Raw genomic sequence first — 15,186 nt, 5'->3', positions numbered from 1 at the left:
GGTCACCGGTCAATAATGACGGTGCTGGCCGCTGCTACGACTGTCTCGCCGAAGGGGGTCAGTTCCATAGCCCGACCGCGCTCGACACGTTCGAACAGTGCTTGCCCGAGGTCCCGCTCCAGGCGGTTGATCTGGGTGACCAGGGTCGGCTGGTTGATACCGAGGACTGCGGCTGCCTCACGCATCGTGGCATATCGCGATGCCGCCACGAAGCGTTCGAGTCGCTGCCGGGCAAAGGAGCTGGTGAGAGCCTCGCGCAGGATCGCTGGAGTGTGGGCCGCCTGCTCCGTCACACGCAGTGCGGTGTTGTGGCTTCCCCCGCCGCGGGGGCGGAGGGGGACGTTGTGGGTGTGGGCCCAGCGGGCCATGTTCGCGGTGCTCATGCCGGTTTCGCGGGCGAGATCCGGCAGGGTCCGGCGTCGGTGGACGTACTGCTCGACGAGCCAGTCCCGTTCGACGGTGCCGCAACGCTTGTAGTCCTGAGGGCCGTCGCGGAGTGGGATGCCGTACTCCTTGGCGAGTTCGGTCAGCACTCTGCGGGAGAAGCCGGTGAGGGTGGCGATCTGCTGGAGGGAACGGTGTTCGTCGCGGTAGAGCTGGGTGAAGCGCTCTGCCGTGATGGCTTGCCGGGCTTGCTGCCGGATGCGGCCGGCGGCTCTGGCTGTGTTCTTCGTCAGCGGGGGTGCGGGGGCTGGGTGTTCGTCGAGGGCATGCCGGATGGCCTCGACGGTCGTGCCCAGGACTTGGGCGGCGTGCTGAACGGGGTGCTGGCGTTCTCGGACGAGCTGATGCAGGCGAGGCAGGTCGATGTGCGCCGGGTCCGGTCCTGGAAGGGTGAGTCCGGCCAGCAAGGCGGTGGGTGGCTGCCAGGTCACGGGCTCGTCGTGGATGCGGTGCGAGGCAAGGAAGTTGAGGGCTTCCTGCTGGAGGGCGTGTGCGAGTTCGGGTGTCTGGAGTGCGGTGAGGTGCAGGGACATCGCCCGGAACTCTGCGCTGTCGAGCCCGCCCTGGTCGTCGGGGGCGGACTCGGCAGGCAGGCCGCTGAGGCGTCGGAAGAGCTGGCTGCGGGCAATGCGTTCGCGTCGGCCAGCTCCCGGCGGGGTTCCGGTGCGGCGGCAGATCTCCAGCCAGCGGTCATGGGGAAGCAGGCCGGTGTAGTCGAGGACCCGGCGTCGGCCGTAGTCGATGGGGACGTCGCTGGCATCAAGGTAGTCGGAGAGCCGGTCCAGGGCAGTGACGATGTCCGGCCAGTGCGGAAGGTCGTCAAGTGCCTGGAGAAGCCGCGAGACCTCGATGCCGTCGATGACGTCGCCGGCCAGCCCGGCCGCCTGTTCCAAGGAGGTGCGACTGTCTGGGATCAGCAGCAGGGCAGCCAGAACGGGGGCCAGGGACCGTGCGTAGATTCCCTCGGGCGGTGTGAGCCGGACCGCCCAGGACGGCCAGAACATCGCAGGGATCTTCCTGGCTCTCTCCTCGATGTCCCGGGCGGTCCTTGCCGGTCGGCGGGGCATCTCGGCCGTGGTGCGGTAGCGGAGGTGCTCGCTGGGGCGGAGGGAAGGGGCGAGCGCGGCCAGATGCACGGACTGCAGCACTGGGCTGATGCCCCGCCCCCAGCCGTCGATACTCGTCACCGAGATCTGCGCGAGTTCCTCGCGTACTTCTTCCAGCAGGCCGCGCAGGACCTCGCCGGCCGGATGGATTCCCGGCTGCTGCAGGATGCCCAGGGCCACGGTGACCGCGACGGCGGCATCCGCGGCTCGCGGCGGGGCCATGAACCCCGGGCGGTCCGCCACCCGTTCGAGGTGCCAGGCGGCCGGGTCGGCAGCGAGGTGCGCTTCCGCGATGTCGGCCGGTATCTGTTCCCGCAGAGCGGCGGCGGGAAGATCGCTCAGGACACGGATGCCCAGGGCCCGGATGTCGGCCAGCACCGCTGGTGCCGGTTGTGGGGCAGTCCGGTAGGAGCCGAAGGCGGCCGTCTGCGTTTCGATGATCTCCGTCACCCGGTCCTGCGCCGCAAGAACAGGGTGGCCAGCAGGCAGGAGAAGCGTCGAAGCGCAGGTCAGATCCGTGCCGCAGCCCGCCGAGATCGGGCCGCCGGGACGGGCTGGTGTATTGCCGCAGAGTTCAGGCCGGGGGACAGACCGGCCGGAACGGGGCCGCTGCCGCGGAACCTGCCCGCAGTGCGGGCAGCAGTCCGCCAGCAGACGGCGGTGCAGGGTGCAGGCGAAGGAGAACCCAAGCCGCCAGGACAACTGCCAGCGCCCCTCGCTGGAGCGGAGACAATCCGGGCAGAAACGGGACCCCCGTCCGCGTCCCCAGAGGACATGCCGTGTCACAGTCCTGCCTTGGGCACTCAGCTGCAGGGCCCGGCCCTCATAGTGCGCCAAGGTCATGGCAGCGACCGCCTCCGGGCTCGTTCCGGTGGCGTGCGCGACGGCGGCGGTCAACCGCTCGTCGAGGAAGATCGTCCAGTCCGCCGGGATGCCCCGGAACTGGTTTCCGGTCCGCTGCCGAACCGGGAATCCGAAGTGCAGCAGGACATCACCGAGCGCGGTGTCCATCCGTCTGGCCGTCGCCTCCAGCCAGGAGTCCAGTGCCTCACCGGGCAGGGGCGGCAGCCGGATCGGCAGAGTCCGGGCCAGCTCTCTCATGCAGCTCGTCGGCCCCGGGATCGCGGGCGGCTGGTCAGCCGCTTCTTCTCCAGCGCGGCCTGGAGTTCGAGGCGGGCCGCCTCGGACGCCTCGTCGTTCTTCACCCGGTCCATCAGCTCCTGGTCCAAACGCTCGGCGCCGGTGCGGACCGCCCGCTGGCAGCCACGGTTGATCAGCGTCATCAGTGAGCCGATGTGTCCGGTGCTGCGGGCGAATAGGTAGTCCGACAGGTCGTCCGCGAGCATGCCGGGGTGCTTGTCTGTGAGCACGACGCGCTGTTCGAGGGCCAGCAGCATCTGCCGCCATTCCCTGCGCCCGGCCTCCGCGTCGATGGTGAACGGACGCAGCCCGAGGCGGGTGGTGCGGCGGCCGGTCTGGGCCAGCGCTGTGTCGCGCCCGTTCGTTCCCTCGCCGAACAGGCCCTTCTCCGCGAGTTCGACCCCCACCATCAGCAACGTCACCGGGAACTCGTTGGCAATCCACTTCAGGTGATTGCTCACCTCGATGCCGCTCTTCTGTCCCCATTTCAGAAAGTGCAGATCATCCAGAACCACCAGTCGGACATCGCAGGACAACACGCAGTCCAGCACCCGCCGTCCGAACTGAGCGGTGGTGCCCCGCCCCTGTCCAGGGTGGCCGAAGAACTCCAGCATCGCCCGGTTGAGATCCTTCATCCCGGTGTTCCCGGTCAGCCCGACCCGGCAGACCGGGATCCGCTCGTGCCCCTGGCTGGTGAACGGGCCCGACTCCTCGATCTCCCGCTGGTGGAAGTCGCGGGCGAAGGCAAGCACCGAGGTCGTCTTGCCCAGCCCCGGGAACGCGTCGACAGCCACCGCCCCCTTGGCCTTGTCACCATCCTGCTCGTTGCTGTCGACGATGTCCCACAAGTCCTCGTGGAGCTCTGCCAGTTGAGGCGTCTTGACCGGGCCGATGTTCGCGTGCCACTTCCGACGCTGCCGGTCGTAGTCCGCCCGCGCCTGCGCGCCCAGAGACTTCAGCTGCTTGCGCGTCAGCAGATCGGGCCGACTGCGGCGAGGACTCTCGGCGAACGCCTTGAAGTCCTCCTTCCGCGACAGGGCGAGATTGTCCGGCTCCGGAACGGCGTTGTCGTTCACACGTCCTCCAGAGCATCAGCGTAGAAGTCGTCCTCCTTGGCGAGGTCCTCCAGATCGGCCTCGTCATCGTCCCCCGTTTCCGTCGCCACGTCGGGCTCCTGCGGTTCTGCGGTCTCGTTGTCCTGGCCAAGGGCCTTGCGTACGGACGGAAGCGAGACGACCGTCTCCGCCTCACTCTCCGGAAGTTCGATGGCGGCCTGCTCTCGCGAGAGCCGCAGGGCCATGCGCCGCTCGGCGATCGTGGTGCCCAACCCGAGGTTCCACCGCTCCAGCAAGTCGGCGACGGCAAGCCGGTCGTCGGGAAAGCGATACTTCGAGGCAGCCAACTGCCGGGCGAATGTCAACGCGTCCTCACTCAACGGCATCTCGGTCGACGGCGCGTGCTCCCAGAGCAGCGTGTGCCAGGCCCGGGTGGCCGGATCACGGAAGTAGATCCGGGTGATGTCGTCGGGGTCCACCTGGAACGGCCAGCCATTCTTGACCGGGCCGTCGTACGGACTCCGGAGACCACTCAGGCCCTTCAGTCCGGGGCCGCTGTAGCGGCGACGGCCAATCTCGACACCGTAGTGCTGGATCGTGCGCCACTCGGTCTTCAGGAACTCGTAAGCAAGGTCCCGGTCGCGGGGTGCTTCGATGTAACCCGCCCGCGCCATGCCGTGCTCGAACATCTTCGCCGGAGACATCCGCAGACCCGGCAGGCCCGGATCGACCAGACTGGAGTGCGGCCTGCAGTGATAGACCGTCGCGGTCCACTCCCGAATGATCGCCTCAAGCTCGTCGAGGAAGAAGAACGCGTCGTCCTCCGGACTCTCGCCCCGCGAGTGGATGTCGGGCCCCTTGTAGCCCGGCAGCACCTGCAGCAGCCCCTCCCGCAAGGTCCGGAAATAGCGCTCAACCGGCCCCTTGTCCCGACCCGTCCGGAGCCGGGCCGGCTGGATGGAGATGCCCATCCGGTGGCAGACACTGGTCAGATGCTCCGAGACGTAGACCTTGCCGTGGTCGACAACCAGCGTCTCGGGAACCAGGGGCGGCGAGGCCAGGCCCGGTCCACTGGCGCCCTCGACGTCGACCAGGACGGTGCGGGGGATGCCGTGCTCGGGCCAGACCGCGTGTCGCGGCCAGTCCCGCCCCGCCGGCCTCGGCCGAAACGACTGGAAGAGCACCGCACTGACATCCACCGCTTTCGTCGAGACCGGCGTCAGCCGGATCCCCGTGATGCAGCGGGTGTACCAGTCCATCCCGACACTCAACTCGGCCTGAACCCACTTGAGCGTCAGCGGGTCGAACGCGAAGACGTCCAGGCGGGTGGAGTCCATCAGCAGGTACTCGCCCGGCCGTGTCGGCCGCAGCTTGCCGTACTGACCCTCCGGCCGACCGGCAATATCCCGGTTGCGCTTCGTACTCAGCCGGAACAGCGGATGTCGTCGCTCCAGCTCCTCCAGCAGCCGAAACGCCGTCGCCCGACTCGGCTGCGGCACCACATCCTCGCCGAACCGCGCGATCACCCGAGCCCGGGTCCGCTCGATCACCATCGTCCGCGACGGCCGCGACTGGTCGGTGTGCTCGACCATCACCTCCACCGCGGTCTCCACCCACCGGTCATCAACTCCGGAGTGTGGCTTTCCTTTTGACTTCTTCGGCGCGAGCCCAGCCTCTCCACGACGACGAAAATCAGCGACCCACTGCTTGACAGTGCGAAGTGATACCCCCAGCTCATCGGCCTTGGCTGTGTATCGCACCTCCAACGGTCGCTCCGGGCGAAAGTCCGGGCGGGGCTCACCATCGCGTGCCAGTTCCGGAACTCCAGACCGGAATCCCGTCAGAACCTCGCGGACATGCTCGGCGCGTTCAAGAACTTTCGCCCGTGCTGAACTGTCGAGCTGTCCCAGTACGACCGAAGCGATCTCTTCTTCATCGTCAGCTGACGGTCCTGGGCCGTCTGGACGGACAGCGGCACGGTCGGAGAACAGAAGTTCCTTGAGTGACAGCCGCAGCAATCGTCCCTGGCCGTCCTTCAGGACCACCTCGTTGCCTGCCGTCGTCGCGGCCATCTCCACCACCTCGACGGTCTCTCCGTCGTAGCGGAAGCGCGTACCGACCCCGACCCGAGCCCCCGCCCTGCTCATGCCGCCCGCCTCAGAACGTGAGAAGGGCTGAGCGGCCGATCGAGATCGGTAACGAGAGACCGCGTCCAGAGCAAATGATGGATGGCGGAGCGGACTTGAGGCTCCGAACGATTCGGCAGACAGCAGGTGGCCTGCCCCAGAGGGACACCATCGAGCTCAGCTCCCCGAAGGTCTTCCAGGACCTCGGGGCTGAACAGCCAGTCCCTTCGATAGCCCGCCAGGAACCGGATGTTCTCCAGTTTCACAGCCGGAGGCTCGCTCCAGACCTCGTACGCCCATCCCCGTGATTCCACCGCCCGCCGAGTCCAGCCGAAGGTGAACGCCACCTCCGGCTTGGACAACCGATGAAGCGGCTTGACGTCGACGACCACCGGCACCTCCCGGGTGAGCAGGAGGTAGTCCGGGATGTGCCTGCGGACCTTCCCCTCCATCACCGTCTTCAGCAAGAAGGGCTGAGCCACGATGCCGCGTACGGACGAATCGAAATCAGCGAAGAGCAACCGCGACAGCTCCAGTCGCGACTCGTAGATCACGTGATCGCGCATCGTCGCCGACCAGTAGGTGCCCGAGTAGTGCTTCTGGCCCTTGTACCAACGGAACGTCCGCCAGGGCATGGCCGAAGCCAAAGATTTGATGGGCTCCGTGCCCCAGAAGCGATCTTCAACGACCTGACCGTTCTGACGACGCACGCTCACCGTCACAGCAACGTCCACCACACCCCCAGCCCACGAGTGACTGCCCGTGTAGCCAAGGTGCCAGCGGTCGCTCCCCGCGTGGAGAGGTCACCCCTTACATCACCCAGAAGAGTGAAGGCCCCGAGCTGCGAGTCTCACGATGGCTGCATAAATGCCATCCATATGCAGCTGACTCTGAGATTATGAAGCAGGATTTGAGACCCTACAAGCGGATTTATCAGGTCTGCGCCATGTCCACGAAGCGTGAGTAGTGCCCCTGGAAGGCGACGGTGATCGTGGCCGTCGGGCCGTTGCGGTGCTTGCCCACGATGATGTCCGCCTCGCCCGCGCGCGGGGACTCCTTCTCATAGGCGTCCTCGCGGTGCAGCAGGATCACCATGTCCGCGTCCTGCTCGATCGATCCCGACTCACGCAGGTCGGAGACCATGGGCTTCTTGTCCGTGCGCTGCTCGGGGCCACGGTTGAGCTGGGACAGCGCGATCACCGGCAGTTCCAGCTCCTTGGCCAGCAGCTTGAGGTTTCGCGACATGTCGGAGACCTCCTGCTGGCGGCTCTCGGACCGTTTACCGCCGGACTGCATCAGCTGCAGGTAGTCGATGACGACCAGCTTCAGATCGCTGCGCTGTTTGAGACGGCGGCACTTGGCACGGATCTCCATCATCGACAGGTTCGGGGAGTCGTCGATGTAGAGCGGAGCGGCCGAAACATCCGGCATCCGGCGCGCGAGGCGGGTCCAGTCCTCGTCGGTCATCGTCCCGGACCTCATGTGATGCAGAGCCACGCGCGCCTCGGCGGACAGCAGACGCATCGCGATCTCATTGCGGCCCATTTCGAGCGAGAAGATCACGCTCGGCATGTTGTGCTTGATCGAGCAGGCCCGTGCGAAGTCCAGCGCCAGCGTCGACTTACCCATGGCGGGACGGGCGGCGATGATGATCATCTGGCCCGGGTGCAGACCGTTCGTGAGCTGGTCGAGGTCAGTGAAGCCGGTCGGCACACCGGTCATCTCCCCCGACCGGGAACCGATCGCCTCGATCTCGTCGAGCGCGCCCTCCATGATGTCGCCGAGCGGCAGATAGTCCTCAGTGGTGCGCTGCTCGGTGACGGCATAGATCTCGGCCTGTGCCCTGTTGACGATCTCGTCGACGTCGTCATCGGCCGCGTACCCCATCTGCGTGATCCGCGTACCGGCCTCGACCAGGCGGCGCAGGACCGCACGCTCGTGGACGATCTCGGCGTAGTACTCGGCGTTCGCCGCCGTCGGGACCGTCTGGACGAGGGCGTGCAGATACGCGGGGCCACCCACCTTGGTGATCTCGCCGCGCTTGGTGAGCTCGGCGGCGATCGTGATGGGGTCGGCCGGCTCACCCTTGGCGTAGACGTCGAGGATGGCCTGGAAGATGGTCTCGTGCGCGGGCTTGTAGAAGTCATGGCCCTTGAGCACCTCGACCACGTCCGCGATGGCGTCCTTGGACAGGAGCATGCCACCGAGAACGGACTGCTCGGCATCGAGGTCCTGTGGCGGTACCCGCTCGAACGACGGCCCCGCGCCGTCCCACGCACTGTCCTCACGGCCCCGGTCGTGCTGTTCGTCACGGGCGCGGCCACCAGTGCTGCCGCGACGGGAGGCGGGCAGACGATCGCTGGGTCCGCTGTCGGCCCACGGCTCGTCCAAGGGCTCGGAAATGCTCACCGGGCCACCTCCTCCCGTCCGCGCGAGCGGACCTCGCCGTGCCCCTCTTTCTTACGGCACGACACTGACAAATAAGAGGCCCAACTCCGCTTCTGGCACGTCGGTTTTGCGTGCATTCCGAGACCTGAAGACAGGGCGGGCGCCGCACCACGGTAGGCCGCTCGGCACCGTCAGCCAATCTGGTTATCCACAGGCCATGTGGACGACGACCCTGATGCTGTGGAGAACTCCACAAAACCTGTGCACGACACGGTGGACAGGCCTGTGAACAAGCCTTGAGACATCCGCACCCTATGGCCCTGACCTGCTACTTTCCCATCCACTGGCTGTGCAGAAGAAAAACTTTCACAGCCAGACCAAGATCCTCTCGAACGAGCCGCCACGACACGCCCGACCAAGCCGACAGTAAGGGGTACTAGTTGATTGCATCTCTTACCTGTGGACGGTTAGATTGATGTCCATGACACAGGCTCCCGCGGCGTCCAGGGCCGCTCGGCGACAGCACGACCGAGAGATCGTCATGCTGGCTGTTCCGGCCTTCGGCGCACTCGTCGCCGAGCCTCTCTTTCTGTTGGCCGACACCGCCATCGTCGGCCACCTCGGCACCGCACAACTGGCCGGCCTCGGTGTCGCCTCCGCCCTCCTCACCACCGCGGTGAGCGTCTTCATTTTCCTGGCGTACGCCACCACGGCCGGGGTCGCCCGCCAAGTGGGCGCCGGCGATCCGCGGGCCGCCATCCGTCAGGGCATGGACGGCGTCTGGCTCGCTCTCCTTCTCGGCGCCGCCGTCGTGGTCGTCGTCCTGCCCGGAGCGCCTGCACTGGTGGATCTGTTCGGCGCCTCGGACACCGCGGCCCCGTTCGCGACCACGTATCTCCGTATTTCCGCACTCGGCATCCCGGCGATGCTGGTGGTGCTCGCCGCCACAGGCGTCCTGCGCGGACTCCAGGACACTAAGACTCCGCTGTACGTCGCCATAGGGGGCTTCGTTGCCAACGCCGCCCTCAACGTAGGTCTCGTCTACGGCGCCGATCTGGGTATCGCCGGCTCCGCGTGGGGCACGGTCATCGCCCAGTGCGGCATGGCCGCCGTGTACCTCTGGGTCGTGGTCCGCGGGGCACACAGGCACGGTGCCTCGCTACGACCGGACGCCGCCGGGATACGAGCCAGCGCCCAGGCCGGGGCACCGCTGCTGGTGCGTACGCTCTCACTTCGGGCCATCCTGATGATCGCCACCGGGGTCGCGGCGCGCCTCGGAGACGCCGATATCGCAGCGCATCAGATCATCCTTTCCCTGTGGACCCTGCTCGCCTTCGCGCTCGACGCGATAGCCATCGCGGGGCAGGCCATCATCGGCCGTTATCTCGGCGCGGGCGATGCCCAGGGGGCCAGGGAGGCCTGTCGCCGCATGGTGCAGTGGGGCATCGCCACCGGCATCGTGCTGGCACTGTTGGTGCTCGTCAGCCGCCCCGTGTTCATCCCGCTCTTCACCGGCGATCCGGTTGTCCAGGACGCCGCATTGCCCGCCCTCATGGTGGTGGCGCTCTCCCAGCCGATCTCCGGCATCGTGTTCGTTCTCGATGGCGTACTGATGGGCGCGGGAGACGGCCCGTATCTGGCGTGGGCGATGCTGCTGACCCTCGCGGTCTTCGCGCCCGCGGCACTTCTCGTTCCGGCTTTCGGTGGCGGACTGACCGCACTCTGGGGAGCCATGACGCTGATGATGGCGATGCGCATGCTGACACTGTGGCTGCGCTCCCGCTCAGGTCGCTGGATCGTCACGGGGGCGACCCGCTGAGCAAGTTGGCCGCGCCCGAGTCACGCATTTTCGGCAGCGCTGTCGTCCAGGTCGAACCGCCTGCGTGCTACGTGAAACATCGCCCCGCTTCCTGCCTGTTTCACGTGAAACAGGCAGGCGTCACACGCGCGTCCCTAGACTGGTTCGGCTCCGTCTGAGGGGCCAAGCAAGCAGTGGGGGCCGCACCCCGAAGGGTGCGGCCCCGGATACCGCTTCAGCGAGCGCGGCGCTTACGCCGCAACGACCTCGATGCTGACCTTGGCGGCCACCTCGGGGTGCAGACGCACGGACGTCTCGTGGGCGCCCAGCGTCTTGATGGGCGTGACCAGCTCGATGCGGCGCTTGTCGACCTCGGGGCCACCGGAGGCCTTGATCGCCGAGGCGATGTCGGCCGGGGTGACGGAACCGAAGAGACGACCGGCGTCGCCGGAGCGAACGGCCAGGCGGACCTTGACACCCTCGATCTGGGCCTTGACCTGATTGGCCTGCTCGATGGTCTGAATCTCGTGGATCTTGCGAGCGCGACGGATCTGCTCGACGTCCTTCTCGCCGCCCTTGGTCCAGCGGATCGCAAACTTCCGCGGGATCAGGTAGTTGCGAGCGTAGCCGTCCTTGACGTCGACGACTTCGCCCGCGGCACCGAGGCCGGAGACCTCGTGGGTGAGGATGATCTTCATGAGTAGGTCACCCTTCCCTTAGCGCGCGGTGGAGGTGTAGGGCAGCAGCGCCATCTCACGGCTGTTCTTCACGGCCGTGGCGACGTCACGCTGGTGCTGCGTGCAGTTGCCGGTCACGCGGCGGGCACGGATCTTGCCGCGGTCGGAAATGAACTTCCGCAGCATGTTCGTGTCCTTGTAGTCCACGTACGTGACCTTGTCCTTGCAGAAAGCGCAGACCTTCTTCTTAGGCTTGCGCACAGGCGGCTTCGCCATGGTGTTTCTCCTGTGTGATCAAGAAGTTTGGGGTACGGCCCCGCCCCTCGCCGTGATGGACCGGTATCCCGATCCCCAAGGCCTAGAAGGGGGGCTCGTCCGAGTAGCCGCCACCGCCGCCGGAGCCTCCGCCCCAGCCGCCACCGCCCTGGTTGCCACCGCCCTGGTTGCCACCGGCGGGAGCGCCGGTCGCCCACGGGTCGTCGGCAGGAGCGCCGCCGCCCTGCTGGCCGCCGCCGGAGCCTCCGCCCCAGCCGCCGCCACCCTGGCCGCCCCCGCCGCCGTAACCGCCCTGGCCACCGCGGCCGGCGGTTTTGGTGACCTTGGCCGTGGCGTTGCGCAGGCTCGCGCCGACCTCGTCGACGTCGAGCTCGTAGACCGTGCGCTTGACGCCCTCACGATCCTCGTAGGACCGCTGCTTCAGCCGGCCCTGCACGATGACGCGCATGCCTCGCTGGAGCGACTCGGCGACGTTCTCCGCCGCCTGACGCCAGACCGAGCAGGTCAGGAACAGGCTCTCGCCGTCCTTCCACTCGTTCGTCTGGCGGTCGAAGGTGCGGGGCGTGGACGCGACACGGAACTTCGCGACCGCCGCACCGGAAGGGGTGAAGCGCAGCTCGGGGTCGTCGACAAGATTGCCGACGACCGTGATGACGGTCTCGCCTGCCATGGGGAACCTCTCGGCGGGTTTGCTGCTGGCTGCTTGTGGTGCTACTCGATTCCCGAGATCAGCTGAGCGGGAGTGCTCAGTGGGTCTCGGGGCGGAGGACCTTGGTCCGGAGGACCGACTCGTTCAGGTTCATCTGGCGGTCGAGCTCCTTGACGACCGCAGGCTCGGCCTGCAGGTCGATGACCGAGTAGATGCCCTCAGGCTTCTTCTTGATCTCGTACGAGAGACGACGACGGCCCCAGGTGTCGACCTTCTCCACCTTTCCGTTGCCCTCACGGACGACGGAGAGGAAGTTCTCGATCAGGGGGGCGACAGCGCGCTCCTCCAGATCGGGGTCGAGGATGACCATCACCTCGTAGTGACGCATGTGGAACCCACCTCCTTTGGACTCAGCGGCCACGGTCGTTCCGTGGCAGGAGGGTTGTGATGCGTACGCAACGGTATCGGCCGCCACTGACATTCGGGGGTCCCGGCTGAGATCCCCCGTCGTGGCCTGGGCAGACACCAGTGCAGACGGTAAAGAGTACCCGCACCCCCGCTTCCGGTTGAAATCAGGCGGTGGGGACCGTCAATCTGTACAGATCGGGTGAGTAAGGCGCTACGATGCGCCGTCTTCCGCAGGAGGTGCCCCATGGCACAGACAATGCGACCCAACATCGCCGGATCCCTGTTCGCCACCGATCACAAGCCCCACCCCGTGCAGGACACCCTGGTTGCCGTGACGCTTGTGCTCGGGGTGGTCTCCTTCGTCACGGCGATGTTCGACCATCTGCACCTGCTCAGTTCCTGGACAGGTCTGGTGGGGATCTTGACCGGAGCGTACGGGCAGTTCATCTCGGAGACGACCCGTGAGCGCTTCGGTCTGATCGTGGGTCTCGGTGCCTCGGCGGTCGGCTTCTTCCTCGGCATGGCACATGGCGGCCTCTTCGGCGGGATCATCGGCTGACCCCGTCGCGCCGGCTGACGGGTCGTCGGCGGACTCCCCGGCCGACGACCCGTCAGCCGGCCGAACAACACCTCGCGGCGTCCCGGCCACGCACCGGTCGGAGCCCGGGTTGCATACGGCCAGACGGCGCGCTCGCAGGGCGCAGTAGGCTTCGGCGCTAGAGCCGGAGCCCCTGTACCCATGGGGACACACCAGCCCGAGGAGCGCCCCGAATGAGCCTGACCCTGAGGACGATCAGCCGAGAGCAGCATCTGGCGTACATCCAGAGCCTGCCGGCGGCGAGCCACATGCAGGTCCCGGCCTGGGCTGACGTCAAGGCGGAGTGGCGCTCCGAGAGCCTCGGCTGGTTCGACAAGACGGGCGAGATGGTCGGTGCGGGCCTCGTCCTCTACCGGCAGCTGCCCAAGATCAAGCGCTATCTCGCCTATCTGCCCGAGGGCCCGGTCATCAACTGGTTCGCGCCGAATCTCGTCGACTGGCTGGAACCGATGCTCGCGCATCTCAAGCAGCAGGGCGCCTTCTCCGTGAAGATGGGCCCGCCAGTGATCATTCGGCGCTGGGAGGCCGGGTCCATCAAGAAGGGCATCCAGGACCCGGACGTGAAGCGCCTGCGCGACATCGAGGCCGACTTCATCGAGCCGCGTGCCTTCGAGGTCGCCGACAAGCTGCGCCGTATGGGCTGGCAGCAGGGCGAGGACGGAGGGGCCGGCTTCGGTGACGTCCAGCCCCGCTATGTCTACCAGGTGCCGCTCGCGAACCGCTCCCTGGAAGAGGTCCACAAGAACTTCAACCAGCTGTGGCGCCGCAACATCAAGAAGGCCGAGAAGGCGGGCGTCGAAGTCGTCCAGGGCGGCTACCACGACCTGGAGGAGTGGCAGCGGCTGTACGAGATCACAGCCGTGCGCGACCGCTTCCGGCCCCGCCCGCTGTCGTACTTCCAGCGCATGTGGACGGCCCTCAACACGGAGGACCCCAATCGCATGCGGCTGTACTTCGCCCGGCACAACGGCGTGAACCTGTCGGCGGCGACGATGCTGGTCGTCGGTGGGCACGTCTGGTACTCGTACGGCGCGTCGGACAACATCGGGCGTGAGGTCCGGCCCTCGAACGCGATGCAGTGGCGGATGCTGCGTGACGCCTACGCCCTCGGTGCGACCGTCTACGACCTGCGCGGCATCTCCGACTCGCTGGACGAGACGGACCACCTTTTCGGCCTGATCCAGTTCAAGGTCGGGACGGGCGGGCAGGCAGCCGAATACCTGGGTGAGTGGGACTTCCCGCTCAACAAGCTGCTCCACAAGGCGCTCGACATCTACATGTCCCGCCGCTGACGCGGTCCGGTATCGCCCCGCCGGTCCGGCGGATGCATCACAATTGCGCTTCACACCTCTGATACACCGCAGCCACGAGAAAGGTTCCGGGACCGGCCATGGCGCTCACGCTCTACGTCGACACCGCGCGCTGGCGGGCACACCACAAGCACGTGCAGGAGCAGTTCCCGGGGCTCGTCCCGGTCTGCAAGGGCAACGGCTACGGCTTCGGCCACGAGCGGCTGGCCGAGGAGGCCACGCGCCTCGGATCGGACATCCTCGCCATCGGCACCACATACGAGGCCGCCCGGATCAAGGACTGGTTCAGCGGCGACCTGCTGGTGCTCACGCCGTTCCGGCGGGGCGAGGAGCCGGTGCCGCTGCCCGACCGCGTCATTCGCTCCGTGTCGTCCGTGGACGGCGTGTACGGCCTCGTGGGCGCCCGCGTGGTCATCGAGGTCATGTCCTCGATGAAACGGCACGGTGTGAGCGAGCAGGACCTGCCGCAGCTCCACGCCGCCATAGAGAACGTCCGCCTGGAGGGGTTCGCCCTCCACCTGCCGCTGGACCGCACCGACGGCTCTGACGCCGTCGAGGAGGTCATCGGCTGGATGGACCGCCTGCGCGCGGCCCGACTGCCGCTCCACACGATGTTCGTCAGCCATCTCAAGGCCGCGGAACTCGTCCGCCTGCAGCAGCAGTTCCCGCAGACCCGCTTCCGCGCCCGCATCGGCACGCGGCTGTGGCTGGGGGACCACGAGGCGACCGAGTACCGGGGCGCCGTCCTGGACGTCACCCGGGTATCCAAGGGCGACCGCTTCGGCTACCGCCAGCAGAAGGCGGCCTCCGACGGCTTCCTGGTGGTCGTGGCGGGCGGTACGTCGCACGGGGTGGGTCTGGAGGCCCCGAAGGCGTTGCACGGCGTCATGCCGCGCGCCAAGGGCGTCGCCCGCGCCGGCCTCGCCACGGTCAACCGGAACCTTGCTCCGTTCGTCTGGGGCGGCAAGCAGCGTTGGTTCGCGGAGCCGCCGCATATGCAGGTGTCGATCCTCTTCGTGCCCGCGGACGCCCCGGAGCCCCAGGTTGGCGAGGAACTGGTGGCCCACCTGCGGCACACCACCACACAGTTCGACCGGATCGTCGACCGCTGACCGGACGGTCACGGGCCGAGCGGAGCCTCGGTTGCCGGATCGCCCCCAGTACGCAGAAGGCCGTACACGGAGCCCGTGTACGGCCTTCTGCGTACCTTC

At 67.2% G+C, this 15,186-nt stretch carries 13 protein-coding genes; 4 read left to right on the top strand and 9 right to left on the bottom strand.

Features of this window, described 5'->3' with window-relative positions:
• Positions 1-2: 2 nt before the first annotated feature.
• The 5 genes from FPZ41_RS07590 to dnaB all read right to left on the bottom strand — a co-directional run bounded on the left by FPZ41_RS07590 (position 3) and on the right by dnaB (position 8,280).
• Positions 3-2,651, bottom strand: coding sequence for a TniQ family protein (locus tag FPZ41_RS07590; protein WP_152860375.1), 2,649 nt, complete (start codon positions 2,649-2,651; stop codon positions 3-5).
• Positions 2,648-3,766 (bottom strand): AAA family ATPase, encoded by a 1,119-nt coding sequence (locus tag FPZ41_RS07585; protein ID WP_322619930.1) that lies wholly within the window; start codon positions 3,764-3,766, stop codon positions 2,648-2,650. The genes FPZ41_RS07590 and FPZ41_RS07585 overlap by 4 nt, the downstream gene beginning before the upstream one ends.
• A complete protein-coding gene (locus FPZ41_RS07580) occupies positions 3,763-5,892 on the bottom strand; it encodes a helix-turn-helix domain-containing protein (RefSeq protein WP_152860373.1) in 2,130 nt (709 codons plus the stop codon). The genes FPZ41_RS07585 and FPZ41_RS07580 overlap by 4 nt, the downstream gene beginning before the upstream one ends.
• Positions 5,889-6,608: a TnsA-like heteromeric transposase endonuclease subunit gene (locus FPZ41_RS07575; protein WP_322619929.1), complete on the bottom strand. Its 720-nt coding sequence runs from the start codon at positions 6,606-6,608 to the stop codon at positions 5,889-5,891. The genes FPZ41_RS07580 and FPZ41_RS07575 overlap by 4 nt, the downstream gene beginning before the upstream one ends.
• A 196-nt stretch (positions 6,609-6,804) precedes the next feature.
• The gene (gene dnaB, locus FPZ41_RS07570; RefSeq protein WP_322619928.1) at positions 6,805-8,280 is read right to left on the bottom strand and encodes a replicative DNA helicase; all 1,476 of its coding nucleotides are present in this window, start codon (positions 8,278-8,280) and stop codon (positions 6,805-6,807) included.
• Between the two features lie 460 nt (positions 8,281-8,740).
• Here dnaB and FPZ41_RS07565 point away from each other — a divergent pair, with 460 nt between their 5' ends.
• Entirely contained in the window at positions 8,741-10,078 is a 1,338-nt protein-coding gene (locus tag FPZ41_RS07565) for an MATE family efflux transporter (protein WP_194236020.1), read from the top strand.
• A gap of 230 nt (positions 10,079-10,308) precedes the next feature.
• Here the strand turns inward: FPZ41_RS07565 and rplI are convergent, their stop codons facing one another.
• The 4 genes from rplI to rpsF form a co-directional block, all read right to left on the bottom strand.
• Complete coding sequence (gene rplI, locus FPZ41_RS07560) at positions 10,309-10,755, bottom strand: 50S ribosomal protein L9 (protein WP_131558452.1); 447 nt, start codon at positions 10,753-10,755, stop codon at positions 10,309-10,311.
• 18 nt (positions 10,756-10,773) lie between these two features.
• Entirely contained in the window at positions 10,774-11,010 is a 237-nt protein-coding gene (gene rpsR / locus FPZ41_RS07555; RefSeq protein WP_003949403.1) for a 30S ribosomal protein S18, read from the bottom strand.
• An 82-nt stretch (positions 11,011-11,092) separates the two neighbouring features.
• Positions 11,093-11,680, bottom strand: a complete 588-nt coding sequence (locus FPZ41_RS07550; RefSeq protein WP_152860369.1) for a single-stranded DNA-binding protein — start codon at positions 11,678-11,680, stop codon at positions 11,093-11,095.
• A gap of 76 nt (positions 11,681-11,756) precedes the next feature.
• On the bottom strand, positions 11,757-12,047 hold the full coding sequence (gene rpsF, locus FPZ41_RS07545) for a 30S ribosomal protein S6 (RefSeq protein WP_005482942.1): 291 nt from the start codon (positions 12,045-12,047) through the stop codon (positions 11,757-11,759).
• 264 nt (positions 12,048-12,311) lie between these two features.
• On the opposite strand from rpsF, the gene FPZ41_RS07540 reads away from it, so the two are divergent.
• From FPZ41_RS07540 to FPZ41_RS07530, 3 genes are all read left to right on the top strand, one after another.
• On the top strand, positions 12,312-12,626 hold the full coding sequence (locus tag FPZ41_RS07540) for a hypothetical protein (protein WP_131558446.1): 315 nt from the start codon (positions 12,312-12,314) through the stop codon (positions 12,624-12,626).
• A gap of 212 nt (positions 12,627-12,838) precedes the next feature.
• Entirely contained in the window at positions 12,839-13,957 is a 1,119-nt protein-coding gene (femX, locus tag FPZ41_RS07535) for a peptidoglycan bridge formation glycyltransferase FemX (protein ID WP_152860367.1), read from the top strand.
• Positions 13,958-14,055: 98 nt separating this feature from the next.
• Complete coding sequence (locus tag FPZ41_RS07530) at positions 14,056-15,087, top strand: alanine racemase (protein ID WP_152860365.1); 1,032 nt, start codon at positions 14,056-14,058, stop codon at positions 15,085-15,087.
• Positions 15,088-15,186: the final 99 nt, after the last annotated feature.

The organism is Streptomyces acidicola (genome assembly GCF_009377235.1).
In the GTDB taxonomy this organism is placed as follows: Bacteria; Actinomycetota; Actinomycetes; order Streptomycetales; family Streptomycetaceae; genus Streptomyces; species Streptomyces acidicola.
The sequence above is the reverse complement of the archived record's forward strand: the minus strand, read 5'-3'. Positions and strand labels throughout refer to the sequence as shown.